The following is a 25,832-nucleotide window of genomic DNA, read 5'->3' as shown; positions in this document are numbered from 1 at the left end:
GCATGCAGTCGGACAAAACGTCTCCGAGATAGTAAATTGAAGCGAGGGTGAGAGTCTGCTTTGGGGTCGGAAGCAGAAGCCCATAATTCCTGGCTGAGCGTCTGTTTTCTCAATAGCAGACGCTGATAAAACCCTGGCCGGAGGCAATCTTCGGCCATGAACGGACTCTCATGCTGGGACTAATTGATTCTACAACAGGGCCACGTAATGCCCGCATCATTACCTATAGGGGGGGGAGGAATCTTGTCCTCCGCCTATGCCTTCGTTATGACGCGATTGGGTTTTACCAATGTTGCGGTCTCCACCGCCTTGCTTCAGGAGTGGGCCGCCGATCCCGGGAATCCGATGGTCGTCGACTCGGATTGATCCGAAGCTGCATGAAACAGGGGGATGCTAATTGATAATCACACTCATTTCTTACAGGCCTCGCTATAGTTCGATAAGCAATAACTAATGGCTTTAGCTATTACCCTCAGAACTCGTAACGCAGGCCAAGCGAAATTACATTCGATCCGCCATGCACGCCGTCGAACAATCCAAAGACTCCCGACCGATGATGAATTCGACCAACAAGATCGAGGCCTTCGAACCCTGGGATGCCGACCGTTAACTCAAGCAGCAAGTAGCTAAGCAACTGGGTTGCACCCTCGTTCGTGTGACTCGCCAATTCAAGTTTAGGGACTTCGGTGGCCCAGGAAAGCCCGCCCCCTATAGCCGATGTGATCCGTGTGTGGTTGCTCCAGGGGTAGTGTGTCCAACGGTGCAAGAACAGTGCGTTATACTCCCAGTGGTCTTGCTGACCCGAGTGCTTGACTACCTGCCCCTCGGTCTCCCAGCGTCGATCTGGGCTGGGTTTGGAGATAACTTCCGAATATGCAGCGACGGTAATCCAGGAGTCTTCGTAGTGGACGGACTGCAGAATCAGGATCTCATCGACGAGACCGTTGTCGGTGTAACGCCCGTGGTACAGTGTAAGCCCCCGGTCCCCGGGACTGGCACAAGCACTACATAGCACCAGCAAAACTATCGTGCTAAGCCTTGTCAATCGCACCAACGTTCGCTCGTCGATGAGCACGACGAACTCAGGAGCTTTGGCCAAATATCTTGTGTTTATAGTCACGTTCAATACCGCGACGTTGTTGGAAATATACCTTACCGATACGTTCCTCTAACAATAATAACGTGGCTTCATTATAACGTGGCTTCATTCTGTAGATGCGGTGTCATACTTCATTGTCCGGTCGCCCTTCTGGAGTTTTTCAACAGAATAGGTCGGTTATCACCGCTGAATTATTGGGATTGAACGTCTACTTTCCCCAAAGCTGCCGCTCATTAGCGAGACCCAGGCGGCGACCTTCGGCCACAAGCGGACACTGGGGATTTATAAAATAAATGTGCCCCTTTTTCTATTGCTATTGGGTTTTAAACCTTTTTCAAATGGAAAGACTTTGGCCGCGTCATGTGCTCGAATCCTATCGACGAGAGCGTACATCCCCGGCCAGAATTTTTCACCCCAGTCCACGCCAGCGCCGGGTCTAGGTAATCGCAACGATTCATAAACCAGGTACCAGTATCAATATGATTACCGATTTCGATGGCCGCGGTTTCATCCTGGGTGAAGATTGCTGCCGTCAAGCCAAATTCACTGTCGTTCATTAAGCTGATAGCCTCTTCGTCTCCATTGACCGACATGATAGGAATCACGGGACCAAAGGTTTCTTCGGTCATTACCCGCATCGAGTGATCAACATCGATCATTACCTGTGGCGCTAGATAGGGGGTACCCGCTTCATTCGCGCTAAAGGTAGCTGGGTCGACAAGGGCATTTGCGCCGGCAGCGACCGCCTCGTCGATTTGTCCGCGGACGAAATCGGCAGCGCTCGCTTTTACCAGTGGCCCCAAATTGGTACTTGTATCATCGGGGCGACCCAGATTGTAAGCACTGACCAGATCCACAACACCATCGACAAATTCCCGGTAAATCGACTCCTCAACATAAACCCGTTCGATACCACAGCAGGACTGCCCGGAGTTGAAAATGGCGCCATCGGTAACGGTCTCGATCGCGTGTTGTAAGTTGGCATCTTTTCGTACATAGGCCGGATCCTTACCGCCCAACTCGAGACCAGCGCCAATAAAGCGCCCGACTGCTGCACGCTCGACCATTTCTCCCCCAGCAACAGAACCGGTAAACGCAACAAAATTGATTTCTGGCGATTGAATCACATGCTCGGTGTCGTCGTGAGTCAGATGTAAATACTGGAATACACCCTGTGGCAGACCAGCCTCACTAAATGCCTGCTGTAATCGCTCCGCACATAGTGGCGTCTGTGCAGAGTGCTTCAACACCACGGCATTACCCGCCAGCAACGCTGGTATTATCGCGTTAACCGATGTCAGGTAGGGGAAATTCCACGGTGCCACCACAAATACGACACCGAGTGGCTCGCGTTTGATGTAGCGGGTAAATCCATCTTTTCCGACTGGCTTTACATCGGCTAGTGCGCTTTTGGCGATCTCGATCATGTATCGGGCACGTTCTTCAAATCCACCGACCTCTCCGGGAGCCTGTGAAATGGGCCGACCCATTTGCCAGGTTATTTCTTCGGCAATGTCCGTTCTGTGTGCAACAAATGCATCGACGGCCTTGCCACACAGTGCTTGACGTTCAACTATTGGTGCATTCTTCCATTTTTTCTGAGCGTTAACTGCAGCGGACAATGTTTGCTGAATTTCTTCGGAACTGGCAGTTTGACGTTCGACATAAACGCTACCGTCGACCGGTGAAATACATTGGATGGTTGTCATGATCGTTTCTCTTTATGCGGGATTCGTATTCTAATATTGTTAATTGCGTGATGAACCTGGAGAAGAATCTGAAGAATCGGGTTGATTTTATACCTTATCAATACTCTCTGCACAGAGATCCATAGCAGACATTGAAAAGCGTTTCATGTGGATCGGAGAGCGGCCAGAAGTAGACGCTCATTCTTGCTTTCTCAGGTTCGGGGATCGGCCAAACCTTGTCATTTAACTTATTTGCGAAATTAAATCTATGAATATGACCTGGCTAGTTATACCATTTTCACGCCTCAAAAAAATGTAAACCAACAAAAACACAAAGGATAGATATTGAAGAAATTTACCCTTGTTCTGGCACTACTGTTTACTACGTACACCTATGCTGATGAAGCAGGTGACACCTATATTGGTGTGCAGTTTGGACAATCAACTCTTGAGGTTGAAGCCTTAGATGACATCGAGACCACTTATGGATTGGTTCGTCTAGGTGTTTATGTTACCGAATCCATCGCGGTTGATTTGCGTTATGGTAATGGTCTCGAAGACGATACCTTGTCAGGTGTCGATTATTCAATTGACCGTATTGCCGGTCTGTATGCTGTCTACCATTTTGAGTTAAGTTCCGAGACTTCAATCTATGGCCTGGTTGGATATACAGAAATTGATTTAAAAGCAGAATCGAACGGCGATTCAATTGTAGAGGAAGAGGACGATATCAGCTATGGTATTGGCCTCGACTTCGGCAATATCAACATTGAAGTCACTCAGTATAAGGATCATTCAAATTTTGACGCCAGTGCATTGAGCATTGGATACACCTACTCTTTCTAATAAAATCAGTAACGAAATCTACCTGGAAGCTCTCGCGTCACGGGATTTGGTTTAATTGGCTTTTAATAAATTTTTGTCTGATTGGGCAGAAGACCGCTCTATGGCATTAATCTAAGTGTCTCAGTTGGGTCTTTCTCTGCCCCTGAAAATCTGATTACGGACGTCTGTTTTCCCCAAAGCTGCCGCTCACAAGGGAAACTTAGGCGGCGACCTTCGGCCAGGAACGGACGCTCACCTCTAGCTTGAAATTACTAAATGTACGCCCTTTACTTCGATAAAATTGATTTATATCACAGCTGGAATTAACCGCTAGCGCATAGTTAAGTAGTCGTTATCCAGTGTTTACCGCTAATGGCAACGCAAATTTCTAAAGAGCAGATTGAAAAAGCATATCAAAATAATGCGAGGTTCTATGACTTTGCTGTTAAATTATTTTATCCATTAATTGGCCTTCGTATAAATGAATATCGCAGACGTGCTGTTTCATATTTAGACCTCAAACCAGGTGACTATATAATCGACCTTGGATGTGGTACCGGATTATGTTTTCCACTACTAATGGAGAAAATTGGGCCAAATGGAACATTACTTGGTGTGGACATAAGCTCAAAAATGTTATCCGTAGCCAAGGAAAGAGTGAAACGTGCTGGCTGGCCCAATGTTCAATTGCTTCATTGGGATATAGAAAAGTTCCAATTTCCTGATGGCATAGACGGTCTAATATCAATCGGAGTATTTGGATACTTAGAAGAACGTTCAAATGTCTTAGAAAAGATTTCTAACGCTCTTGTTCATAATGGAAAACTTGTCATTGTTGATGGAAAGCGGCCTGATAAGTGGCCACCCTTATTGTTCAAGATCTTCGTCAGGCTATCAAGCCCTTATGGTCTAACTGATAGATATTTCGACAACGATACACCTGAGATCGTGAGCCGCTTATTTAAGAATATAACTTTTGAAGAAATGTATGGAGGATTGATATACATAACATCAGGTACAAAATATCAAAAAGCTGCCTAACAAAATGCTCGCTAGGATGCTTCCCAATATTGCGGCTCGTAGTCCTCAACTTATACATTGAATAGCTACGAAGGGTCGTTAGCCAAAACTGATCTATGATTTTTGAACATCTGTTTTTCGAATAGCAGACACTCATTTCGCGATTACGAGCTTCCGAGAACGGCCAAGAACAGACGCTGACGTTATTGCTGGCGAATACCTTTTTTCGTCAAGCTGGAGTCATTCATTTGAGAATACCGGTAACGGCAAATTATCAGCGATACCAGCCGTTGTAGCAGATCAAACTAAATAGGTATAATGCGCCAACTGACGTTATCCACGTAATGTCATAATTGTATATATCCCTAGATTTGGCGAGATGATTAGAGTTTTTACGCTTTTGCTTTGCATGCTGAACTGTATCGTGTCGGCAAGTGCTGAAGATATTTACTCGCTGGCACAATATGGCGATACAAACGGATTAGTCGCGATGATTGAAGCGGGTGCGGATATAAACGCCCGTGATTCACAGGGAAATACTGCGCTGCACAAGGCAGTATATCCAACTGCAAAACTGCTTTTAAGTTACACCCCGGATGTTAATGCGAGAAATATGAAAGGACAAACGCCTCTGCACCTGGCCGTATTGTTCGAAGGGGAGCAATTAGTGGAGTTGTTACTGATTAATGGCGCCGATGCCAACGCTTACGATAATAAGAGGATTGTTCCATTACACAAAGCGAAGTATGCCGCCGCAAAACTACTTTTATCCTACGCCGCCGACCCTAATTTCCAGGACGAAGAGGGCAACACTCCGCTTCATCTGAATGCGCGGCATGGATATCATAAAACGGTGGAACTCCTGATTTCAGCCGGTGCTGACCCGACTATCCTCGATGACCGGGGCAGAACGCCGTTGGATCATGCTATATCTAAGGGGATAGATAGCCCCACTGCCAAAGTATTGAGGCAATTGGGGGTTTATTAAAGTCGGTATGGATTTCTAGGGACAATACTAAATTATGGTAACTCGAATGGCCGGAATGCACTTTGTACGCATTCATGATTCAAACTTGAATGCCCGCTTCCAGATAGCGGTCATTCGTATTGCATCAAATCGAAGTTGGCAATATGGTTGGGCAGGGGGCGAAGCAAAAGGAAAAGCGCCTGCTTCAGATAACACCAGCCTTTACGAGGTCGTCGCACACCGTCGACACCGATTTGCGAACGATGCCGGCAATTTCATTGATCTCGTCAAGCGTCGTGATCAGGGGCGGTGCAAACCCGAGGATATCGCCATGGGGCATGGCGCGCGCGATTAAGCCATTGGCGAGACAGGCGGCCGACATTTTCGCACCGACCTTGTGGCTCGCGTCGAAACGGACCCTGTTTTCCGGGTCGGCGACGAACTCAATCGCCGCGAGCATACCGACACCACGCACTTCACCGATGATTGGCGAATCCTTGACCGCCTGATAAAGGTGTCGATGCTTGATACGATGCGCTTCGTGTTCGAGCCCGAGCTTAAATCTCTGAAGCACGGTGAAACGATCGAATTTGTTGTCACCAACGATGGTGCGATTCAGCATGAGTTTTCCTTCGGCAATGCCGTAGACCAGGTGAAGCATGCCGAAATGATGCGAAAGATGCCGGACATGGATCATCAGGACCCGAACACAGTTTCGCTAGCGTCTGGCGAGACGGCTCGACTATCGTGGCGATTTATGGGGAACGATACGGTCGTGTTCGCTTGTAACATTCCAGGTCATTTCGAAGCAAGAATGAAACAAGTTCTGACGATTAGCGAATGAAGCATTAATGATTTCGCTTCTAGCTGACCTAGGATCAATGGCCTTGCATTTACAAGGCTACACTGCAGCAAAGATCCAGGCGTAATCGACGTAAAAGAACCGGGTAGAGCAATAAATTGGTTGGATTAAATGGGTGTGAGTAAGATTTTTGGGGGGTCTGCTTTGGGTCGGATATTGCCGCTGAGATATCGACCCTGAGCGTCTGTTTCCTCCAAAGGAGACGCTCAAAATACCCTGGTGGGAGGCAATCTTCGGCCAGCAACGGACTCTCAACCTTCACGGGAGACAACCTGGAATAGCAACCGTAAAACGTGGGATTGACAGTGACGCCCGACTAAAGGAGCGGACACTCAGGATTTAGTCCGTAACTTCCGATTTCGGCACGAACGTTCATTCATTACTCGATGAACAAAGTGAAATTGATTAATCCGTACCGGGTGCGTTCGGGCTGACCTTCAAATTCCTCGCTGCGAAACATCTGGCTAAACGAGATGCGGGCATCATAGGCATGGATGGCCACTCCGATTTGCAGGTCGCCTACCAGTTCCTCTTTATCAACACTATGACTGTCGACATTGGTGTTGCCATCGAGAAAAATATTATGAGCGACAGCGCGCGCTTCGAGTCCTGCAAACAGATACCAGTTGGCCCGGCGGTTGATATTGAACGCGGGCAGACCCGGAAAGCCGGGACTGATCGTGGGTGGACCTATGTCATCCTTGAGATAGGTGCCCCAGCGCAACATCAATCCCAGCGAAGCGTAGCTGTAGACATTGCCCAGGGTCAACCCGGTATGCAGGCTGACCTCTGATTGTAGCCGTTCGTCGAAATCTAAAATGTAGCGCCATTTCTGCAAAAAGGTTGCGTTCAGGCCGAGTTCGTCTTCGAGTTGGTTATCCCATCCCTTGGGATCATCGCTACTGGTCATTCTGTGCACGGCGCGCTGTGTTTGTTCCCCCAGTGAAGCCGGTCCCACGATCCCCAGCATAAGGATAAGTCCGTTAATTTTTTCTCGATCGCCCCGGTCGAAATAACGATGTCCGATAAAAGACTCGACGAAGAGCCAACCGGCGTAGGGTCGGTCATTGACGAGCAGTTCGGAGGTATTGATGTTTGCCGGCGTGAATAATTTCTGACCCAGGGCATAGCCGTAATATCCGGTTTCGCCCTTGGTGTAGAACGGAATGTAGTCGGATATCTTTTCGAGGTATGCAGGCGGGGACTTTGGGGATGAAAAGGAAAATTGCCAGCCGTTGGTGTAAAAACGATCATCCTTGCTGCCCCAGAGATCATTTTCAATCTGCAGGCTCCAGAAGCCGGACTCATCCTCAAGCGCGTGAACCGGACTTGTCAACAAGCCGATGAGAAGGAGTAGCGTTATCGTCTTGGCCCGGTCGATGACGAACTTGCCGATTGCCTCAACAGTTCCTGAAACGTCAGAGCCAAGTATCTGCTTGCCTGGCCTTGGTTTAAGAAGACCGTAAAAGAGACGGTTTATAAACGGCTTTCCGTTAAGGAACTCCCAGTCCCAGGAATTGATAAAGGACGTGTGAAGGCGTATCAGTAACTCATCGTCCCTCGGCGCAGGTTTTGGCACCTCTTTCAATTCAAGGCCTTTCGGCAGCCCATATTGAGTAAATACGATCGCTTTCATGAATATCCCCCGTGACAGCAATCATAACTTGAGACCTAATGCAGGAGTCGATATTTTGGCTGGATTAATTATCCTTCGGTCAGTTAACCGATAATTTCTACAGAACTAATTACTCCAGAGCAGACCCCCAACACCATAACATTAGAGGCTTAGAACGGCCAGAAGCGGACACCCGGCTATAGCGAAAATCCCCGCGATGCTCGCCATCGTTTTTGCGTTGATCCTCGACTTCCTGCTACTGCCAGCACTTTTGTTGTTCGGCAAGCGTAAGCGTGAAACCGCGCTGATGCCAGTGGCCGAGCGGCCCGCACCGGCGGTATCATCCATTTATTAACCATAAAATCGAGAAACCATCATGAAACTCAAAACCTTCATCACCCTCGTCACCGCACTCGGGTTCTTCATCGTAATGGCGGGCCCGGCCGTGGCTAGCACGCCCGAGGAAAAGGGATTCGAGATCGCTGCCCGCTCTGACCGCACCGACCTCGGCTTCGGCAACAGCCGGGTCGTGCTGCAGATGATCCTGCGCAACAGGGCAGGCCAGGAGTCCATGCGTACACTCGAAATCGCGACGCTCGAAAAACCTGACGAAAAAGTCGGCGATAAGAGCCTCGTACTGTTTCACACGCCGCGTGACATCGAAGGCACCGCGTTGCTGTCGCACGCCAAGATCCTCGACCCCGACGATCAATGGCTGTACCTGCCCGCGCTGAAACGCGTCAAGCGCATCGCATCCAGCAACAAGTCCGGCCCATTCGTCGGCTCCGAGTTCGCGTTCGAGGATTTCACCGCAATCGAGCTCAACAAGTTCGACTACCGCTACATCGGCACCGAGACCTGTGGCGCCTACCAGTGCGACGTGCTCGAGCGCCTGCCACGGTATGAGAAATCCGGTTACAGCAAGCAGATCGCGTGGGTCGACCAGGACGTGTTCCAGTTCCGCAAGGTCGAGTTCTACGACCGCCGCGGCGACCTGTTGAAAGTGCTCGAGCTCGGCGACTACCGCCAGTACGACAACGGCGCCTGGCGCGCGCACAAGCTGTCGATGGAAAACGTGCAGACCAACAAACAGACCCACCTGATCTACCAGGACTATGCATTCAACGTCGACCTCTCGGACAAGGACTTCGTCAAGGGTCGCCTGAGCCGCCTGCGCTAATGCGAAATAAACGTCATTCCCAGGGAAAACACGTTATCCCCGCGGTTTTATTGGGTCATCCCCGCGAAAGCGGCGGTCCGACGTATCGGGATCTCCAAAATATGACACCAACAGCAAGCAAAGCAAATTAACCCAATGAACACCAAGCTCCTCAAGTTCCTAGCGACTATTCCCCTCCTACTCCCGGCGCTCATCGCCGAGACGGGAAGGGCTTCCTGGGACGTCTCATCCAACATCGACCTGACCACCCGCATCTTCACCGAAGACACCCGCTGGCCAGACCAGGACGACACGACAACGCAACTCTCAATCGCCGGCACCACTGAAGCAAGATACCGCGGCGATGAATCGCGCGCATCGATCATCCCCTACCTGCGCTACGACGAAACCGACGATGAGCGCTCGCTCGCAGACCTGCGCGAGGCCTACTGGGCGAAAGAGGCGGAACACTACGAACTGCTCATCGGCATCAACACCGTGTTTTGGGGCGTGACCGAATCGGTACACCTAGTCGACATCATCAACCAGACCGACGCCGTCGCCGACATCGATGGCGAAGACAAGCTCGGCCAGTCGATGATCGACCTCGAACTGCAGCGCGACTGGGGATTGATCAGTGTCTATGTGCTGCCCTATTTCCGCGAACGGACTTTTGCGGGTGAAGATGGCCGCCTGCGCACGCCGCTGCCGGTCGACACGGACAATCCCGAGTACGAATCGTCGGACGAGGAAAACCACGTCGACCTAGCGCTGCGCTACAGCCATTACGTCGGCAGCGTCGACATTGGCGTCAGTGCCTTCAGCGGCACCAGCCGAGAAGCCCGACTGCTGCCAAATCAAGACGGCAGTGAACTCACCCCGTTTTACGACCAGATCGATCAACTCGGTCTCGACCTGCAATACACCGGCGACGCCTGGCTGTGGAAACTGGAAGCCATCGCACGCGAAACCCAAAACGATTCGTTCTCCGCCGCGGTAGGCGGATTCGAATACACCTTTTACCAGGTGGCGGAATCGGTCGCTGACGTCGGTGTGCTGCTCGAACTGCAATACGACGGCCGCGACGAAAGCGAACCCGTGACGCTGGCCGACAACGACTTGTTCGCTGGCATTCGGCTTGCGCTCAACGACACCCAGGACACTGCCGTGCTCGCCGGCGTGGGTTACGACCTGGAGACCAGCGAGACTTACGTCAACATCGAGGCCGATCGACGGCTTGAGGAAAACTATGTGTTTGAACTGCGAGCGCGGATCTTTACCAATGCCGAACCGGGCGATACAAGCTTTGCGATCGAGAAAGACGATTATTTGCAATTGCAGTTGAGCCGATATTTTTAGCTCAGGACAGAAGGGGTGCTTTTACACCACAGGAACTTCGCTTTAGTCGGAAACTAAGTTAGTACACTGTCCCCGGAGTTTGATGTTACTTCAAACACCCCGACCGGCGACGATATCCCGCGCATATTCCTTTCGATCTTTCCACGCCTCCATTCCGATCAGCAGCGTCGGCAAAAACAGAAAATCCATTGCCAGCGCCAGGCTGATGGTAATCGCCGACACTAGTCCCATATCGGCGTTCATCTTAAACCCGGAAAACACAAGCACCAGGAACCCCGCTACCAGTGCCACCGTGGTCACCCACATCGCCGTGCCGACGGTATTGAACGAATGGCGCACGGCAGAGGCGGCATTCATGCCCAGTTCGCGCCGGGCATGCAGATATTTACTGAGGAAATGGATGGTATCGTCGACCACGATACCGAGCGTCATCGAAACAATGACCGATAGGCCCAACCCGACCTGGCCGACCAGTAGTCCCCACAGGCCGAAAGCCATAATCGCCGGCGCCAGGTTGGGCGCGAGACTGATCAAGCCGTGTTTCACGCTGCGCAACGCAAAGATCAGAATAACCGAGATCAGAACCAGCGCACCGAACGATGCCGCCAGCATGCTGTTGATGTTGCGCTGCGACAGGTAGGCCCACATCATGGTCAGCCCAGAACCATAGGTAACCATATGCTCCGGGGCATTGGCCTCAAGCCATTCACGGCCGCGTCGTTCGATCTCGCGTTGCTCGCGAGTCGTGGTATTTTCGATCGACACGATCATGCGCGTGGCGGACTTGTCGACATTGATCTGGTTATTGAGATCGAGGCCATAGGGTAACGACATTTCGTAAAGCAACAGGTATTGCGCCGCCAGGTCGCGGCGCTCGGGGATTCGATACCAGGCCGGATCGTCGCCGTGCAAGTTTTGATTGAGGCGTTTCATAATGTCGGTAAAAACATCCACGTGCACTACCTTGGGCTGCTGTCGGTACCACTCGGCGAAAGCCTCGATGGTAGCCAGGTATTCGGGGCTGTTGATGCCGTCGGACTCGCCGGATGAAAGTGAAAACTCGATCGTATCGCCTCCGGTAAGTTCCTGCTCCATAAAGTCGCTGGCCCGCCGTATCTGATATTGTTCGCCGATATATCCGATCATGTCGTCATTGAGTTCGATGCGCGATGCGCCCGCCGCGAGTATCAGGATAGTGGCCAGCGATCCCCAGAACAAAGCGCGACGATGGTTAATCACGAAATTCGCCAGTCCCTGGCAGGAGCAGCACTCGCAGTGGCATTCGCAGCCCGGCGCCGCTTTCGATTTATTGCGCCCCGGCAGTACAGCCATCATGGCGGGCAGGAAAAACACAGAATAGCAAAAGGCGGCCACAATGCCGATCGCAACGATGTTGCCGAGATCGCGAAAAGGTGGGGCATCCGAGAAGTTCATTGTCAGGAACCCGATGACCGTGGTGATGCTGGTCAGGAAGACCGGATGCAGGTTTTGTTGTAGCGAGACCCCGATGGCGTCTGCCTTGCTTTTGCCTTCGTGCATCTTGTGAAACATCGCCACCAAAATATGGACGCTGTCGGCAATCGCCAACGTCAGGATAATGGTCGGCGCAACTGCCGAGGCGGTGTTCATCTGCAGTCCGATCCACCCGGCCGCACCTAGCCCGGTCAGCATCGACATCAGAATCACCAGCAGCGTGACGAAAGTACCGCTGACCGAGCGCAGCGAGACACCGGTGATGACGATCAGCACCAGAAACATGATCGGAACTAGGCTAGACATGTCATCGGCGGTGATTTCGCCAAAGCCGTTGTCGATCATCAATGCGCCGGTCATATGTATGTCGATGTCCGGGTATTTATGCTTTATATCGTTGGCGAGTTGGCGCACGAAACCGGCGACCTCGGGCACCTCTTGCTGTGATTCACCCGGCAGTAAAATGTTGACATTGATACCCGTCACGTGACCGGATGGGGAAACCAGGCGGTCGACCAACATCGGACGACTCAGGGCAATATCCTTGATTTGCTGCAGCGCTTCATCGGATAATCCGTGGGCGTTCTCGACGAGATCCGCGATGATCAGGTCGTCTTCTTCCGCCCGGGTGTGTTGATAATTGGTAATCGAGTCAACCCGGCTGGAATAGGGTATCTGCCAGGATGCCTCGGTCAGCGCTTCCACCGCGGCCAACGTACGGCGCTCGAACACGTTTCCGCTCGCCGGCGCAACGATGAACACCACGTTGTATGTTTTTACATAGGTATTTTCCAGCGTCTCCAATGCCACCAGTTGCGGATTGTCCTCGCTGAAAAACACGCGGTTGTCCATATTGAAACTCAGAAACCGCAGACCGCTACTGATTACGGCAACCATCACAATGGTAACCATGATGATCCACCAGCGGTTTCGAACAACCCAGGGCCCGAGGTTGGCCTCAAGATTCTTCATGAATCTTTCAGCGACTCATTGCGCTCGTGATCAAAAGCGCCAGCGTTCCCAAAATTATGGGTATCGCCGCGAGCACCAGCCACAGTATCCGCACGGCCTCGGCGCTGAGAAAGTAGCCAATCAAGAAAAATACAATCCCAAATCCAAGCGGAATCAGGGGAAGCCAGCGAAACGCGCGCATGCAATGGCCCATCATCATGCCCATCGTGCCACGCATAGAATTGTCACCCATGGTGTCCATCATGTGCGGCATCACGTCGCGCATAACGGTCTTTTTTTCCGCAGCGGACATCCCGCTACAGCATTCCCGCATCACGCTACAGATTTTTTCTTTCTTGTCCTCGTGTCCGCCGCCTTCGGGCATCGGGCCGGTTACCGATTCTGATACGCTCATCTTTGCATCCTCCATCTAAAATTTCGTTCATGGGGTCCGTCCGGTGAAATACGGCTAATGGCCCGATGATTGTTATTATTTCGGGGGAAACCTCCCTGGCTAAAAAGCCGGCGATTCACCAGAGGCTCCGGCATCTGTTCCGGTTCAATGGATTCCGGTCTCGGTTTCGAGCAGGGTAATGATTTTATCGGCCACTTCCGCCGCCACCGCTTCGCGCTCCGCCTGTGGAATGTCGGTATACAGGAAAACGTCCGTATATTTCTTGTATAGCGGTAACGCATCGATATGAATCATTCGCCCTTCATCGAGCAGATTCTTCAATACCCGCCCGTGGCACTTGAGAAAACAACCATCGATCATAACGGCGCGTTCGGCACCCTTGGCCCAGCGCGCCATCGACGAGTACGGCACCAGAAAGGTTTCCGCGTGACAACAGCGTGCCAAGGACGGCACTTTTTGGGCCACGATATTGGCCGCGAGGCGCGCGATTTCGCCTCGAATACAGGGCCCTTCACAGGAAAAAACCGGGATCTTTTGATCCGCGATATTCTGTTCTGCATACGCTTCACCCGCGGGACAGGCTCCTTTGATGCCTTCTACTTTAAGCGAGAAATCCGGTGTGGAAGCGACCATAACTAAATCCCCCATATTCGATTCATATATTTAATTCCAACACAAAACTTGAGGTTAATTGTTGACCGGTATCAATCACGGGGCAGAAGAACAGGTGAGGCGTCGGCAGAATCATTAAATTCGGAATCAGTCTTGATTCGCATCAACAGTATGGAGCGATATTAATCAGACAATTAAACGGTTTTTTTATTATTTAAAAAACAGAGATGCCAAAAGCTGTGGGAGGCGAAGAAGCATGTATGCAATCAATACTTGGATAGACCAGCACTACAGGGCAATTATTTACTCACTGGGTTTCGCGGTTTTGTTTTTCGCTGCATCCTGCACGTTTCATGATGTTATACCTGTCTGCCATTACCTATTCGGTTGCGACCATCTGATGCATTTAACAGGGTAATTTGACCGTATCCCTTAAATATAGGGTGCCCCGCGCGCGACGGGGAGCAGATCAGTCGTGCGTCTCAAATGGGTCGTTAGCGGAATCTCGAAAAAATGAACTCAGCGTCTGGTTTTTGAAAAGAATTTCACCAGATTTTAGTTGTCGTTCTCGGCAACTAGGTAAGCGTTATCGTACCCTTGGGCGTATCGATGGTGGCCGACAGGTAAGGCGTTTCAGTGTCGGGAATGGCTTCGACATGCACCAGGTGGCTGGCGTCGATTGCATCCAGTCTTTCTTCCATCCAGCGGGGGCGGTTGTGAAAAATCGTCAGCGATTGCAGTAAGCAATCCAGATCGGCCATATCCTCCGATGGGTGCGGGCTGCTATGCCATTGAATGCAATAGGGCAGCATGCCGTCAGCAAGGAGTCGACCATCGCCGGGTAATGCAATTTCCCATTCGAGATTATCTCGACTCAGAGCGGTCGGCGTGCCCAGGTCGAAGCCTGCATTTTCAACCAGCTGTTGTAAGTCGGTCGTGTTCATAACCCAGGTCAAAAGTTGCGGTTGCTGCCGGATCGCCTCGCGCACCCGGGTCGAATCGAGTCCGAACCAGCGTGGATGGGACGGAGCAGTCGCGTCGGGATCGATCGCGATGATTTCAAGATAAGCATCGTTGCCTAGCTGCATCAAGTGATTATGGGTCGCCATGGTCTGGTGAATCCCGCCCTTTGGAATTCCAACTCCAAGCGCTGACTTAACATGGTCGACGCCCTGCTTCAGAGTGGTCGCGGCGATAACGATGTGGTCAAGATGATTCATGCCGATATGGTAGATCACAATGCTACCGGTTAATAGTTTTACGCGTTAGAATTTCAATTTCTGAATTCAAAGCGAGCCTGACCCATGAATATTTTAACGAATCGAATCGAGTACGCGGTTGGAGATGCACTGCACCAGGGCTACCTGGCCTATGACGATGAAATTGCAGACGCTCGACCCGCCATCATCATCGTGCACGAATGGTGGGGTTTGAACGATTACATCGTGCGCCGTGCGCACATGCTCGCGGAGCTTGGATACGTCGCGCTCGCGATCGACATGTATGGTGGCGGGGCCGTTGCGCAGGACACCGATCAGGCTGGTGCGTTGATGACCGGGGTCCTAAACGACATGGAAACCGGCACCGCCGCACTCAAGGCAGGCTACGATGTATTGCTGAGTCAGCCGGGAGTTGATCCCGGGCGTACCGCGGCAATCGGTTACTGCTTTGGTGGCGCGATGGTACTGCACATGGCACGAATCGGCCTGCCGTTATTGGCCGTGGCAAGTTTCCACGGTGCATTGGGATCTTTTCACACCGCCGAGCCCGGCAGCATCAAGCCACGAATCCTCGTGTGCCACGGAGCCGCCGATTCGATGGTAACCATGGAAGACCTGGAGGGCTTTAAACAGGAAATGGAGGCGGCGAAAGCAGACTATGAAGTCTTGCTGCTGGCGGAAGCAAAACACGGTTTCAGTAATCCGGAAGCGGACGTAAACGCAAAAAAATATGGTATCGACCTGGGTTACCAGCAATCTGCCGACGAAAAATCCTGGGAAGCACTGCAGGCCCTGTTCAGCAAGGTATTTTAATGGCGATCGAAATCGACCTGAGTGATGTGCGCCGTGATTACGAAGCGCATGGAATCTACAGGAAGGACATGGATCCGGATCCAATTGTGCAGTTCGGGCGCTGGTTACAGCGTGCGCGTGATCTGGAACTGCTCGATGCTACCGCGATGACGCTGGCCACTGCGGACTCAGGTGGCAGACCATCCGCCCGGATAGTCCTGCTCAAGCACGTTGATGACGAAGGATTCTGCTGGTACAGCGATGCGCGCAGCCAGAAGGGTCAGGAGATCGAAGCGAATCCCCAGGCCGCGCTGTTGTTTCACTGGCGCGATTTCAGTCGCCAGGTACGCGTTCACGGCAAGGTAGAAATGCTGCCGGTCGTTGATGCAGAAAAATATTTCCTGATGCGGCCGGAAGGCAGTCGCTTTAGTGCCGCGGCGTCTCACCAGTCGGCAGATGTAGAGAGTCGCAGTCACCTGGAGGATGAAGTATTGCGTCTGCGTGCGGCCTATCCCGACGGTGATGTGCCGCGCCCGGAGACCTGGCTTGGCTATCGCCTGGTACCCGAGTATTTTGAATTCTGGCAGGGGCAGGATAATCGCCTCCATGATCGCATCGTCTATACCCCGGTCGAGGGCGGTTGGGCGATGAATCGGATTTCGCCGTAGTGATTGCGGCCGCGCTCATCGCGTTCGGTCACTTCCTGGCATTTTTTGCGCTGGCTGCAGCCCTGGTAATTGAACTTGCGCTGATTACCGAATCGCTGAGCGTCAAGACCGCGAGAAGGATACAGCGTGCGGACCGGGTCGTCGGGATTGCTGCCACGCTGTTACTGGTGTTCGGGTTTCTGCGCGTGTTCTATTTTGAAAAGGGCAGCGACTATTATTTCGCCAACACGTTTTTCCAGATTAAACTCGGGCTGTTCATTGTTACCGCGCTCATTTCGCTCTACCCGACGATTCAGTATGTGCGCTGGAATAGTGAACTTAGCCAAGGTATTGTACCTGATTTGAAGAGCGCGACCGTAAAACGCCTGAAAAGTGCTATCCACTGGGAACTAGTGCTAATCGGCGGGATACTGCTGTGCGCTTCGTTGATGGCGAAGAGCATTGGTGTTTAATCCCGGATATACCAGACTGACCTGATTCCAGAATATGAACTTTACCCAACGCCTACGAAATAATGAATTACTACTCGGTACGATGTTGACGATACCGGCGCCCGAGATCGCGGAAATGGTGACCAAATGTGGATTTGACTGGCTGTTCATGGATGGTGAGCACAGCCCGTTATCAACGCTTGACTGGCAGCGCATGCTGCAGGCGGTTGCGGGACGCAGCGCCGGTATTATCAGGGTGGCCGCCAGGACCGAGAGCGAGATTAAGAAGGTTCTCGATATCGGTGCCGATGGCATTATCGCGCCGCAGGTCAATAGCGCCGATGAGGCCCGGCGCATTGTTGAGTGGTGCAAGTATCCACCGCAGGGTGGGCGCGGCGTCGGGCTGGCGCGCGCCCAGGGATACGGGCTGGATTTTGCCAGTTACGTGGAATCGGCAAACGAGCACCTCGCGGTGATCGTCCAGGCTGAACACATCGAAGCGGTCGACAATATCGAAGAAATTGCACAAGTCGACGGTATCGACGCGGTCTTCGTCGGCCCTTATGATCTCTCTGCCAGCATGAATAAAATGGGCGAGATCGATCATCCCGAAGTCGTCAGGGCGATCGATAAAGTCACCCGGGTTTGCCAGCAGAATGACGTTGCACTGGGCTATTTCGGCGTGACCGCGGAGAGTGTTCAACCCTATATTGACCAGGGCTACAGGCTTATTTGTGCCGGCGTGGATGCGGGTTTTGTGACGCAGGGTTCGCAGGACGTTTTACAGAAACTAACGCCTTAAAGCATTATCGCTGCCCCGTACCAGGATCTTGCAGGGGTGTCTCGATGACAATATTCCGGACCGCCGGACCGCCGCCTACGCGGGAATGACAATGGAGGAACAGGACATGACCGAACAAAGTAAAGTGTTGACCCTGGCCGAGGTTGATGACCTGGCTCGACGGGCGCTCGCGGGCTGCGGCGCCCACGGGCAGCAGCTGGATATCGCGGTGCAATCGGTAGTGGATGCAGAGTGCGATGGCATCCGCACCGTCGGGCTTGGATACCTACCGCTATACTGCGGACATTTGCAGGTCGGCAAAATCAATCGTGATGCACAGCCCTCGCATGCGCAGATAACCCCATCTGCATTGCGCGCGCACGCCGATAGCGGTTTTGCGCACGCAGCTTTCGTCGACAGTGAAACCGATTTTTATGCACTAGCCAGGTCCCAGGGAATTGCCGCGCTGTCGATCGTCGATTCCTACTCTGCAGGTGTCGTGGGCTGGTTCGTGCAACGCATGGCGGGCGCCGGTTTAATCGGGATCGGCTTCGCGAATTCGCCGTCGGCGGTGGCCCCGGCCCCCGGTGCGCGACCGTTCTTCGGCACCAACCCGATGGCATTTGCGATTCCGCGTAATGGCAATGTTCCTGTCATTGCCGATATGGCCACCAGCCAGGTCGCACTGGTAACGATCAAGAAAGCCGCAGCCGAAGGCCGATCGATCCCGGTTGGCTGGGGTTACGACAAGGATGGCAACGATACCACCGATGCTGCCGCCGTGATCAACGGGGGTGCGCTGGCACCCGCCGGTGGCTACAAGGGTATGTTGCTCGGCCTGCTGGTCGATCTGCTCGCGGGCGTGTTAAGTGGTCCACACTGCTCGTTCCAGGCACCGGTGTTCAAGGACAACACCGGCGGTGAACCCAAGGTAGGCCAGTTTTTTATCGCGATCTCGCCGGGTGCATTTGCCCCGGGAGGAGATAAGGCCTACTCCACACGACTCGAAACCATGCTGACCGCACTGGCGCAGGAACCGGGTGTGCGTTTGCCGGGCGCGCGCCGTCACGAGACCAGGTTGCGGGTCGAAACCGATGGCGTTACTGTCCCCATTGAACTGCTTGAGAAACTAGAGAATTTTGCTGCCTCCGGCTAAGCCCCTAGTCGGCCTCGATTCAAACGAGCATGAAAAAGTGCTGGGACGGTTTTATCGCGCCGGTGATACCAATGCGCCAGGCGCTGGTCTCGGCCTTTCCATTGTCAAGTCGATTGCCCAGATTCATGCAGCGCAGATTGAAATGGGCGAATCTGACCTGGGTGGGCTTAGTGTCAGGGTTCGATTTCAAACCAGCGAGGCGCGCGCATAGTCGATATAAATTTCGCGCAGGCGAAGACTCAACTCACCGGGGATGCCGTTGCCGATTGCCTGGTCGTCGATTTTAACCACTGGCAAGACATAAGTAGACGCACCGCTGATCAGGGCTTCGTCGGCATTTTTTGCCTCGTCAAGCGTAAACTTGCTCTCCACCAGTCTGAGCCCGTGGGTATTGCACAGCGCGACCACGGCACGACGCGTTACTCCCGGCAGGATATCGTTGCTCAGCGGCCGCGTCAGGATCAGGTCGTCCTTGACGATATAAAAACTGGTGCTGCCACATTCAGTCACGTAGCCGTCAGTATCGATCATCAGGGCCTCGTAAGCACCGGCATCATGCGCCGCTTTCTTGGCCAGCACCTGCGCCAGCAGGTTCACCGACTTGATATCGCGTCGTGCCCAGCGTATGTCGGGTGTACTCGCCAGGTTAATCCCGGTCTCGGCGGCCTCGTTTTCGATGGATGCCTTTGGCTGGGTAAACATGAACAGGTTCGGCTTGATATCTTCGGGCCAGACGAAGTCGCGTTCGGCGACGCCGCGGGTCACCTGCATGTAGACCAGGCCCTCGTCGACTTGATTGAGTTCGACCAGTTGACGAAACGCGTCCAGGATTTGCTGCTGATCAAGCGGTGACTCGATGTCAAGCTTCGCCAGCGAGTTGAAATAACGCTGCATGTGGTGTTCAAAATCGATCAGTTTGCCGTCGAGTACGCCGGCGACCTCGTAGATCGCATCCGCGAATGTGACCGCGCGATCGAAAATCGAAATCCTGGCCTCGTTCGCAGGTAAGTAATCGCCATTCAGGTAAACAATGCGGGTCATTCGTCGTAATGCCTTTCAAAAATAAGCCAAAATGCTAGCATACCTCGCATGTCACAGACTCACCGAGAAAAACTTGCCACCAAATTCAGGGAGTTTCTTGCCCTCGAGAACGTGATCGATCAACCGACCTCGCTAAACGCTTATGAATGCGATGGATTAAGCGCCTATCGGCAGCAACCGCTGCTGGTGCTGCTGCCTGAGAACATCGAGCAGGTTCAGCAGGTGATGCGGGTTTGCCATGCGCAACGTTTGCCGGTGGTCAGCCGCGGGGCCGGAACCAGCTTGTCCGGCGGTGCGCTGCCGCATGCCGAAGGTGTCGTGCTCAGCCTGGCCAAAATGAATCGAATACTCAGGATCGATCCGTTATCGCGCCTCGCCGTGGTTGAGCCCGGGGTGCCGAACCTGGCGATTTCCGAAGCGGTTAAGTCACAGGGTCTTTACTATGCGCCGGACCCATCGTCGCAGATAGCCTGTTCCATCGGCGGGAATGTCGCCGAAAATGCGGGTGGCGTTCACTGTCTGAAATATGGCCTGACACTGCACAATATTCTCGCGCTCAAGGTCGTCAGTGCCGAGGGCGACATATTCGAAATCGATCAACGCTCGCTGCAGGTCGACGGCTATGACCTTTTGCCGTTGCTGGTGGGCTCCGAGGGTATGCTCGGCATCGTGGTTGAAGTCACGGTCAAGCTGTTGCCCATTCCGCGCTGTGCGCGCGTCGTCATGGGCGTATTCGACTCGGTCGAAAAGGCGGGCGATAGCGTTGCAGCCATTATCGCCGAAGGCATTATTCCAGCCGGGATTGAAATGATGGATAACCCGGCCATTCGGGCCGCGGAAGACTTTGTGCATGCGGGCTATCCGATCGAAGCGGAAGCGATACTGATTTGCGAGCTCGATGGCACCGAGGAAGAAGTGCTGTCTCAAATCGAACTGGTCGAAAACGTGCTTAAACAGGGCGGTGCGACCGAAACCCGTCTCGCCCGGGATGAAGCCGAGCGCCTGCTGTTCTGGTCCGGGCGCAAGGCGGCATTTCCGGCTGTCGGTCGAATCTCCCCGGATTACTACTGTATCGATGGCACTATTCCACGCAAGGCACTGTCGGCGGTTCTGGCGGGGGTGCGCCAGCTGTCGGAAGAATATGGTTTGGCGGTGGCCAACGTTTTCCATGCGGGCGATGGCAACCTGCACCCGCTTATCCTGTACGATGGTAATAATGAAGGCGAGCTCGAAAAAACCGAGGAGCTCGGCAGCAAGATTCTGCAACTTTGTATTCATCATGGCGGCACGATTACCGGAGAACACGGAGTCGGCGTCGAAAAACTCGGTGAGATGTGCGTGCAGTTCAGCGAAACCGAGCGCGAACAGTTCCACGCGATTCGTGAGTGTTTCGATCCACTCAAGATTCTGAATCCGGGAAAAGCCATTCCGACGCTGGCACGTTGTGCCGAATTCAACGCAATGCATGTACACAAGGGTAAACTGCCGTTTCCAGAACTGGACCGCTTTTAATGAGCTCGATCGCCGATGTCGATATCGAAGCGGAACTCACGAGCCAAATCGTAGCAGTCGCCGCTACCGGCGGCGAAATTGAAATTATCGGTGGCGGCAGTAAACGCTTCTATGGCGAGTCTTTCGAGGCCCTGCCGGTCGACATCTCGGGTCATAGCGGGATAATCGACTACGATCCCGCCGAGCTGGTCATCACGCTGCGCGCCGGTTGCAAGCTGCGCGACGTCGAGGCGCTGCTGGCCGAGCACCGGCAAATGTTTGGCTTCGAGCCGCCTTGCTATGGTCGGGATGCGACCATCGGCGGCATGGTTGCGAGCGGCCTGGCCGGCCCTCGTCGGGCTTTCGCCGGCGGTATTCGGGATTTTGTGCTCGGCGTTAAGATTCTCGATGGTCATGGCGAAATCAATCATTTCGGCGGGCGCGTCATCAAGAACGTCGCGGGTTTCGATGTATCGCGATTGATGGTCGGCTCGCTCGGCACACTGGGCGTCATCCTGGAGGTTTCAATCCGGGTCATTCCGATTTATGAAACTGAATTGACGCTTGCCTATGAGCATGGTAGCGCCGACCAACATATCCGGTGGATTAATGAGCTCGGCTCGCAACCTTTCCCGATTTCGGCCTCTTCGTGGGTTGCCGGGCGTAGCCTGTTGCGTTTGTCGGGTAGTGCGCAAGGGGTGCAGCAGGCAGTGGGCCAGCTTGGTGGAGATGCGGCAGATTTCAGCTGGAGCGAGTTGAAAGAGCAAACCCTGGATTTCTTCGATGTAGAGCAACCGTTAACCCGGATTTCGTTGCCGCCGGCGAGTCTCGACTGGCTGGGCGAGGCGACGCAGTTAATCGAATGGGGCGGTGCACAGCGCTGGCTACGAGGTGAGGTTGATATTTCATCGTTGCGCAATGAAGCGGGGGGTATGAGCGGCAGCGTCTGTGCATTTCGAGGGCATGGCATCGACGTGCCGGTATTCCATCCACTATCCCCGGCGATGCTGAAACTGCAGCGCAACCTCAAGTCCAGTTTTGATCCAGCCGGAATCTTTAATCCGGGCAGGATTTACCCGGGCCTCTAAATATGCAAACCAACCTCGCGCCAAAAATTCAACAGAGTCCTCATGCCGAGGCAATCGACACGATTTTGCGCAAGTGCGTGCACTGCGGCTTTTGCAACGCGACCTGCCCGACCTACCAGATACGAGGCGACGAACTCGATGGCCCGCGCGGCCGAATTTACCAGATGAAGCAGTTCTTCGAGGGTGAGCCCGCCAACGCACAAATGCTGAAGCACCTCGATCGCTGCCTGACCTGTCGTGCCTGCGAAACCACCTGTCCGTCGGGGGTCCAGTACAGTCACCTGCTCGAAATCGGGAAAGAATCGATCGAGCAAGAGCTGCCACGCCCCTGGTGGGATCGCGCCCGGCGCTGGGGTATCGTTCGATTCATTAACTCCGGTTGGCTGTTCGCGCTGTCGATTCGCATGGGACAGGCGTTCGCATGGATGCTGCCATCCACCCTGAAAGAGTCAGTGCCGATGCGGCAGGTGCCGGTTGAGCGGATCAATACAGCGCATGCACGCAAGGTACTGATGCTGGCAGGTTGCGTGCAACCCGCGTTGGCGCCGAATACCAATGCCTGCGCCAGCAATCTGCTCAATCGATTCGAGATAGAGGTCATCGAAGTGCCGGGTAACCTGTGCTGTGGCGCCGCGGCGTTACATACCTCGGAGCCCAAATACGCCATGGGGCAGGTTAAAAAGCTGATTGATAGCTGGTGGCCGCATATTGAAGCAGGGGTCGAGGCAGTCGTAGTGACGGCTACCGGTTGTGGGGTCAGCGTCAAGGATTATGGACGCCTGCTCGCGAACGATCCCGACTACGCGAATAAAGCCAAAACAGTCAGTTCGCTATATTGTGACCTTATCGAACTGGTCGGAGCCGAAGTCGAGCAATTCCAGGCGGGCATTTTGCCCGCAAAACGTGTCGCGGTTCATACGCCCTGTACCATGCAGCACGGCCTTGGAATCAACCACCGGGTCGAAGCCTTGCTGGCAAAGGCAGGCTATGAAATCTGCGAGGTCGAGGAGGCGCACCTGTGCTGCGGCTCGGCAGGGACTTACTCGATGCTGCAGCCCACCATGGCCGAGCAATTGCGTACCAACAAGATCAGGGCATTGTCGGTTAATCAGCCCGATGTGATCGCGACGGCAAACATCGGCTGTCAGTTGCACCTTGCCCAGAGCAATAAAATACCCGTTGTGCACTGGATAGAGTTGCTCCAAACCGCTCATTAATTCGGCAATTGACAAATCGGCATCGGTTATATAAAACGCACTGGTGCCATAGATTTGGTACATAACGCCGTCATGATTGCCAACTCTGCTTTTGGCTGGTTATTTTTTGTGTCGCGGAGTGTGCTTAACGGGCCTGAGAATAGCGCGAGCGCTACTTGCAACTTGCGCGCACTCGGTATACCTTAGTTCGGCTGCACCACGATCTAAGATGTGCGGCAGACGAAAACAAGAAAAGTAGCGTTATGACAACAACCGAATATATCCTGAGGACATCAGTAATGAAACGTTTTAACTCTAAAAAATTAGGGCTGGCCGTGTGCGCAGGATTTGCGCTCTCGGTATTACAGCTTGGACTCGGTTCCCAGGCTTTTGCCATGGACTGTCCGGCGGCAACTGTAGCCGATCCAAAAGGAGTCCCCGCGGGAAAATACCCGCAACAGTATGACCTTGCCGAGTTCGAATCACTGGCCAAGTGCAAGCTGTCATTTAAAGCCAATCCCGACATTGCAAAATTGAACAAGCGCATCCGCGGTAATCCCGATTTACCGCCGCTGGAGCAGCGCATCCCGGAAGAGCCGCTGGTAGTTGCGCCCTATGACAGCATCGGTAAATATGGCGGAGTCTTTGACATGTTGTCGAATGCAACCGAGGCCGGTACCTCCGACTTCCTCGCGGTTCGTCACGTCAACCTGGTGCGTTATTCCGATGACCTGCAGACTATCGTTCCGAATGTCGCCAAGGGCTGGGAATGGAATGATGATTACACCCAGTTAACCTTCTTCCTGCGCAAGGGTCACAAGTGGTCCGACGGCCATCCGTTCACCGCGGAAGATGTCGAATACTGGTATGAAAATCTTTCGTTGAATCCCAATGTATTCGAAAAGCCGAAAAACTACGTGCTGGTTGCCGACAAGCCGATGACGGTCGACGTAATCGATCCGCAAACCGTTCGTTTCAACCTGCCAGCACCGAAACCGGGCCTGCTGGTGCATTTCGCCAACTCTTACGCGCAGGGTTTTCAGCCCAAGCACTTCCTCGGTAAGTGGGATCCGGAGCTGAATCCTGATGCCGACAAGATGGCGAAAGCCGCCGGATTCGAAAACGGTCTCGAGGTATTGTCGAATTACTACGGCAACTCGGACTGGACCGACACGCCGACCCCGATGCTGCGCAGCCCCGACAAGGCGGCCAACCTGCCGGCCGATACCATGCCGACACTTGAATCACATATCCTGATTTCGGAGTCCACCGAGGGCCGTCACCTGGTGGCAAACCCGTATTTCTTCCAGGTCGATACCGCCGGTAACCAGTTGCCTTACGTCAGCGAGCAGGACGAGATTTTTGTCAACGAGGACGAGGTACGTTTGCTTAAGCTGGTTAACGCCGAGGCCGACTTCAAGGCGCAATCGCTACAGTTGTCAACTGCGCCGCTGTTGCTGGAAAACCAGGAGAAGGGCAACTACACCGTTCACCTGCGTCCCGAAGTCACGATGACAACACTCGGCATCAACATGACCCACGAGGACCTGGAGAAGCGCAAGGTGTTCGCCGATTTGCGCTTCCGCCAGGCATTGTCGGTCGCGATCAATCGTAACGAAATTAACGAGGCCGCGTTTTTCGGCATGGGTGAAGGCAAGCAATATGTTGGTTTCACCGATTCACCCCCGTTCGTTGACGATAAATGGAAGCAGTACTACGCACAGCATGATCCGAAACTGGCCAACAAGTTGCTGGATGAGATCGGTCTGAAGGATCGTGATGGCGACGGTTTCCGCGAGCTGCCCAATGGCGACAAGCTAGTCATCAACCTGCAGTTCTCGGTGCAGGGCGTTGCCGCCGCGCTAATGGAACTGGTCGGTCAGCACTGGGGTGCGGTCGGTATTCAGAGCACGGTCAAGGAAG

At 53.3% G+C, this 25,832-nt stretch carries 24 protein-coding genes and 1 pseudogene; 16 read left to right on the top strand and 9 right to left on the bottom strand.

Annotated features, from left to right (window positions below; all coding sequences use genetic code 11):
- Positions 1-472: 472 nt before the first annotated feature.
- Positions 473-1,099, bottom strand: a complete 627-nt coding sequence (locus OES20_16030; GenBank protein MDH3636207.1) for a hypothetical protein — start codon at positions 1,097-1,099, stop codon at positions 473-475.
- Positions 1,100-1,422: 323 nt separating this feature from the next.
- Positions 1,423-2,808, bottom strand: coding sequence for an aldehyde dehydrogenase family protein (locus OES20_16025; GenBank protein MDH3636206.1), 1,386 nt, complete (start codon positions 2,806-2,808; stop codon positions 1,423-1,425).
- Positions 2,809-3,132: 324 nt separating this feature from the next.
- On the opposite strand from OES20_16025, the gene OES20_16020 reads away from it, so the two are divergent.
- From OES20_16020 to OES20_16010, 3 genes are all read left to right on the top strand, one after another.
- Positions 3,133-3,633 (top strand): porin family protein, encoded by a 501-nt coding sequence (locus OES20_16020; GenBank protein MDH3636205.1) that lies wholly within the window; start codon positions 3,133-3,135, stop codon positions 3,631-3,633.
- A gap of 351 nt (positions 3,634-3,984) precedes the next feature.
- Positions 3,985-4,653, top strand: coding sequence for a methyltransferase domain-containing protein (locus OES20_16015; GenBank protein MDH3636204.1), 669 nt, complete (start codon positions 3,985-3,987; stop codon positions 4,651-4,653).
- 358 nt (positions 4,654-5,011) lie between these two features.
- Complete coding sequence (locus tag OES20_16010; protein MDH3636203.1) at positions 5,012-5,620, top strand: ankyrin repeat domain-containing protein; 609 nt, start codon at positions 5,012-5,014, stop codon at positions 5,618-5,620.
- 184 nt (positions 5,621-5,804) lie between these two features.
- On the opposite strand, the pseudogene OES20_16005 reads toward OES20_16010, so the two are convergent.
- A pseudogene (locus OES20_16005) lies at positions 5,805-6,089 on the bottom strand (aspartate aminotransferase family protein).
- 751 nt (positions 6,090-6,840) lie between these two features.
- Positions 6,841-8,097 (bottom strand): DUF2219 family protein, encoded by a 1,257-nt coding sequence (locus OES20_16000; protein MDH3636202.1) that lies wholly within the window; start codon positions 8,095-8,097, stop codon positions 6,841-6,843.
- A gap of 196 nt (positions 8,098-8,293) precedes the next feature.
- Between OES20_16000 and OES20_15995 the strand changes: the two genes are divergently transcribed.
- The 3 genes from OES20_15995 to OES20_15985 all read left to right on the top strand — a co-directional run bounded on the left by OES20_15995 (position 8,294) and on the right by OES20_15985 (position 10,594).
- Positions 8,294-8,431, top strand: coding sequence for a hypothetical protein (locus OES20_15995; GenBank protein MDH3636201.1), 138 nt, complete (start codon positions 8,294-8,296; stop codon positions 8,429-8,431).
- Between the two features lie 21 nt (positions 8,432-8,452).
- Positions 8,453-9,256 carry an outer membrane lipoprotein-sorting protein gene (locus tag OES20_15990; GenBank protein MDH3636200.1) on the top strand — a complete coding sequence of 268 codons (804 nt, stop codon included), beginning with the start codon at positions 8,453-8,455 and terminating at the stop codon, positions 9,254-9,256.
- Between the two features lie 135 nt (positions 9,257-9,391).
- The gene (locus tag OES20_15985; GenBank protein MDH3636199.1) at positions 9,392-10,594 is read left to right on the top strand and encodes a hypothetical protein; all 1,203 of its coding nucleotides are present in this window, start codon (positions 9,392-9,394) and stop codon (positions 10,592-10,594) included.
- A gap of 90 nt (positions 10,595-10,684) precedes the next feature.
- Here OES20_15985 and OES20_15980 read toward each other — a convergent pair whose 3' ends face one another.
- From OES20_15980 to OES20_15965, 4 genes are all read right to left on the bottom strand, one after another.
- Positions 10,685-13,039 (bottom strand): efflux RND transporter permease subunit, encoded by a 2,355-nt coding sequence (locus tag OES20_15980; protein ID MDH3636198.1) that lies wholly within the window; start codon positions 13,037-13,039, stop codon positions 10,685-10,687.
- Positions 13,040-13,046: 7 nt separating this feature from the next.
- Positions 13,047-13,433 (bottom strand): hypothetical protein, encoded by a 387-nt coding sequence (locus OES20_15975; GenBank protein MDH3636197.1) that lies wholly within the window; start codon positions 13,431-13,433, stop codon positions 13,047-13,049.
- Positions 13,434-13,577: 144 nt separating this feature from the next.
- Positions 13,578-14,066 carry a putative zinc-binding protein gene (locus OES20_15970; GenBank protein MDH3636196.1) on the bottom strand — a complete coding sequence of 163 codons (489 nt, stop codon included), beginning with the start codon at positions 14,064-14,066 and terminating at the stop codon, positions 13,578-13,580.
- Between the two features lie 554 nt (positions 14,067-14,620).
- Positions 14,621-15,283 (bottom strand): VOC family protein, encoded by a 663-nt coding sequence (locus tag OES20_15965; protein MDH3636195.1) that lies wholly within the window; start codon positions 15,281-15,283, stop codon positions 14,621-14,623.
- Between the two features lie 66 nt (positions 15,284-15,349).
- Between OES20_15965 and OES20_15960 the strand changes: the two genes are divergently transcribed.
- From OES20_15960 to OES20_15935, 6 genes are all read left to right on the top strand, one after another.
- On the top strand, positions 15,350-16,078 hold the full coding sequence (locus tag OES20_15960) for a dienelactone hydrolase family protein (protein ID MDH3636194.1): 729 nt from the start codon (positions 15,350-15,352) through the stop codon (positions 16,076-16,078).
- Positions 16,078-16,725: a pyridoxamine 5'-phosphate oxidase gene (gene pdxH / locus OES20_15955; GenBank protein ID MDH3636193.1), complete on the top strand. Its 648-nt coding sequence runs from the start codon at positions 16,078-16,080 to the stop codon at positions 16,723-16,725. The genes OES20_15960 and pdxH overlap by 1 nt, the downstream gene beginning before the upstream one ends.
- On the top strand, positions 16,698-17,177 hold the full coding sequence (locus OES20_15950) for a DUF2214 family protein (protein ID MDH3636192.1): 480 nt from the start codon (positions 16,698-16,700) through the stop codon (positions 17,175-17,177). Before pdxH ends, OES20_15950 begins: the two co-directional genes overlap by 28 nt.
- 34 nt (positions 17,178-17,211) lie before the next feature.
- Positions 17,212-17,958, top strand: coding sequence for an aldolase/citrate lyase family protein (locus tag OES20_15945; protein ID MDH3636191.1), 747 nt, complete (start codon positions 17,212-17,214; stop codon positions 17,956-17,958).
- Between the two features lie 106 nt (positions 17,959-18,064).
- Positions 18,065-19,093, top strand: a complete 1,029-nt coding sequence (locus OES20_15940; GenBank protein ID MDH3636190.1) for an Ldh family oxidoreductase — start codon at positions 18,065-18,067, stop codon at positions 19,091-19,093.
- The gene (locus OES20_15935) at positions 19,077-19,304 is read left to right on the top strand and encodes an ATP-binding protein (protein MDH3636189.1); all 228 of its coding nucleotides are present in this window, start codon (positions 19,077-19,079) and stop codon (positions 19,302-19,304) included. Before OES20_15940 ends, OES20_15935 begins: the two co-directional genes overlap by 17 nt.
- Here the strand turns inward: OES20_15935 and OES20_15930 are convergent.
- Positions 19,280-20,134 (bottom strand): D-amino-acid transaminase, encoded by an 855-nt coding sequence (locus tag OES20_15930; GenBank protein MDH3636188.1) that lies wholly within the window; start codon positions 20,132-20,134, stop codon positions 19,280-19,282. The genes OES20_15935 and OES20_15930 overlap by 25 nt on opposite strands.
- Positions 20,135-20,182: 48 nt before the next feature.
- On the opposite strand from OES20_15930, the gene OES20_15925 reads away from it, so the two are divergent.
- The 4 genes from OES20_15925 to OES20_15910 form a co-directional block, all read left to right on the top strand.
- Entirely contained in the window at positions 20,183-21,646 is a 1,464-nt protein-coding gene (locus OES20_15925) for an FAD-binding protein (protein ID MDH3636187.1), read from the top strand.
- Positions 21,646-22,713, top strand: a complete 1,068-nt coding sequence (glcE, locus tag OES20_15920) for a glycolate oxidase subunit GlcE (protein MDH3636186.1) — start codon at positions 21,646-21,648, stop codon at positions 22,711-22,713. The genes OES20_15925 and glcE overlap by 1 nt, the downstream gene beginning before the upstream one ends.
- A gap of 2 nt (positions 22,714-22,715) precedes the next feature.
- On the top strand, positions 22,716-23,930 hold the full coding sequence (gene glcF / locus OES20_15915; protein ID MDH3636185.1) for a glycolate oxidase subunit GlcF: 1,215 nt from the start codon (positions 22,716-22,718) through the stop codon (positions 23,928-23,930).
- A 278-nt stretch (positions 23,931-24,208) separates the two neighbouring features.
- On the top strand, positions 24,209-25,832 hold a 1,624-nt coding region (locus OES20_15910), incomplete at its 3' end, for an ABC transporter substrate-binding protein (protein ID MDH3636184.1).

It is taken from the genome of Gammaproteobacteria bacterium (assembly GCA_029862005.1).
Classification (GTDB): domain Bacteria; phylum Pseudomonadota; class Gammaproteobacteria.
Note: the sequence above shows the minus strand (reverse complement) of the source record. Positions and strands in the feature narration are given on the sequence as shown.

What these genes read in the sequence shown, in the direction of transcription:
- OES20_16025 (MDH3636206.1), bottom strand. Translation starts at nt 2,808, where the DNA reads ATGACAACCATCCAATGTATTTCACCGGTCGACGGTAGCGTTTATGTC.
- OES20_16015 (MDH3636204.1), top strand. Translation starts at nt 3,985, where the DNA reads ATGGCAACGCAAATTTCTAAAGAGCAGATTGAAAAAGCATATCAAAAT.
- OES20_16010 (MDH3636203.1), top strand. Translation starts at nt 5,012, where the DNA reads ATGATTAGAGTTTTTACGCTTTTGCTTTGCATGCTGAACTGTATCGTG.
- OES20_16000 (MDH3636202.1), bottom strand. Translation starts at nt 8,097, where the DNA reads ATGAAAGCGATCGTATTTACTCAATATGGGCTGCCGAAAGGCCTTGAA.
- OES20_15995 (MDH3636201.1), top strand. Translation starts at nt 8,294, where the DNA reads ATGCTCGCCATCGTTTTTGCGTTGATCCTCGACTTCCTGCTACTGCCA.
- OES20_15990 (MDH3636200.1), top strand. Translation starts at nt 8,453, where the DNA reads ATGAAACTCAAAACCTTCATCACCCTCGTCACCGCACTCGGGTTCTTC.
- OES20_15985 (MDH3636199.1), top strand. Translation starts at nt 9,392, where the DNA reads ATGAACACCAAGCTCCTCAAGTTCCTAGCGACTATTCCCCTCCTACTC.
- OES20_15980 (MDH3636198.1), bottom strand. Translation starts at nt 13,039, where the DNA reads ATGAAGAATCTTGAGGCCAACCTCGGGCCCTGGGTTGTTCGAAACCGC.
- OES20_15975 (MDH3636197.1), bottom strand. Translation starts at nt 13,433, where the DNA reads ATGAGCGTATCAGAATCGGTAACCGGCCCGATGCCCGAAGGCGGCGGA.
- OES20_15970 (MDH3636196.1), bottom strand. Translation starts at nt 14,066, where the DNA reads ATGGTCGCTTCCACACCGGATTTCTCGCTTAAAGTAGAAGGCATCAAA.
- OES20_15960 (MDH3636194.1), top strand. Translation starts at nt 15,350, where the DNA reads ATGAATATTTTAACGAATCGAATCGAGTACGCGGTTGGAGATGCACTG.
- pdxH (MDH3636193.1), top strand. Translation starts at nt 16,078, where the DNA reads ATGGCGATCGAAATCGACCTGAGTGATGTGCGCCGTGATTACGAAGCG.
- OES20_15945 (MDH3636191.1), top strand. Translation starts at nt 17,212, where the DNA reads ATGAACTTTACCCAACGCCTACGAAATAATGAATTACTACTCGGTACG.
- OES20_15940 (MDH3636190.1), top strand. Translation starts at nt 18,065, where the DNA reads ATGACCGAACAAAGTAAAGTGTTGACCCTGGCCGAGGTTGATGACCTG.
- OES20_15930 (MDH3636188.1), bottom strand. Translation starts at nt 20,134, where the DNA reads ATGACCCGCATTGTTTACCTGAATGGCGATTACTTACCTGCGAACGAG.
- OES20_15925 (MDH3636187.1), top strand. Translation starts at nt 20,183, where the DNA reads ATGTCACAGACTCACCGAGAAAAACTTGCCACCAAATTCAGGGAGTTT.
- glcE (MDH3636186.1), top strand. Translation starts at nt 21,646, where the DNA reads ATGAGCTCGATCGCCGATGTCGATATCGAAGCGGAACTCACGAGCCAA.
- glcF (MDH3636185.1), top strand. Translation starts at nt 22,716, where the DNA reads ATGCAAACCAACCTCGCGCCAAAAATTCAACAGAGTCCTCATGCCGAG.